The 1,022-nt window shown below is 42.3% G+C and carries 2 protein-coding genes; one reads left to right on the plus strand and one right to left on the minus strand.

Translation table 11 applies throughout. The features are described 5' to 3' along the window. Positions 1-286: GFA family protein (locus A3766_RS02105; protein WP_082907003.1), on the minus strand; the 286-nt coding region annotated here is incomplete at its 3' end. 227 nt (positions 287-513) lie between these two features. Between A3766_RS02105 and A3766_RS02110 the strand changes: the two genes are divergently transcribed. Further along, positions 514-951, plus strand: coding sequence for a DUF4124 domain-containing protein (locus A3766_RS02110; protein WP_068510455.1), 438 nt, complete (start codon positions 514-516; stop codon positions 949-951). Positions 952-1,022: the final 71 nt, after the last annotated feature.

A 1,022-nucleotide genomic window follows, 5' to 3' on the forward strand; every position in this document is an offset into this window, starting at 1 on the left:
TTCCAAGCCTTAGTCTTATTGTTTCGGGCATATCGGTTCTTTGACTATATAAAGGACTTCCGCAGTTGCTACAGAATACGCGCTTTTTATTAGGGCTCGACATGAAAGTCTTCAAATGATCAGCGCCACTCGTAATGGTGAAGTATTGACTCTCTATAGGTGCGTTAGTAACAAATGGCGTTCCTTGAGCCTTTTTACACTGATGGCAGTGGCACATCGCAACCTCTTGGATATCAGCATCATATTGATACTGCACCTCTTCGCAAAGACAAGTTCCTTTTATCATGTATCTCTCCGGCATTTTTATCCTAATGAAACAACATAACCTGTAGACCTCTGTAGCTCAAGCATTTCTATAATGAGAAGTATTCACTCTAGCTAACACAAGTACCTTCGGCCTAAATCGCTTATCAATTCCTTTAGCATAAACCGCTACTTTTGTTAGAATAGCTCCCTTATCAGGGACTATAAAAGTTAGTATGAAAAAAGCATACTAGACAAGGGAGTATTTAAGTGCAGACCAAACTACTATTTTTTATCACGCTCTGTGTACTGGTGTTACCAAATGTGAGTGCTGAGGTTTTTCGCTGGACTGACGCCAATGGGCAAGTTCATTTCAGTGATCACGCTCGAGCGCCTTCTGCTGCAAAAGAAGTCGAGATCGACACAAGCAAAATGAATATAACCAGTGAACTCAGCTCACCCGAGCAGCTTCAACGCCAGGCAGAAGATCTGGACGCATTACGCCAGCAAAAACTCGAACAATGGCAGAGTAAACGAAAGGATCAACCTACAAAGGACGATTGGTGTAATTGGGCACGATCTTATTTACAGACGATTGTAGGTCGTGTTGTTTTTCTCGATGACAATAATCAAGCTGTCAAAGTCTCTGAAAAAGAGCGTAAAGAACGGGCCCAGAAACTGGCAAAAGAGATAGAAAAACGATGCTAAAGATAAGCTTCGTTGCGCTGACGCTAGCATTGATCTTTGCGTTCTCGGCTCAAAACGTATACGCCCAAATA

This window comes from Oleiphilus sp. HI0132 (genome assembly GCF_001635845.1).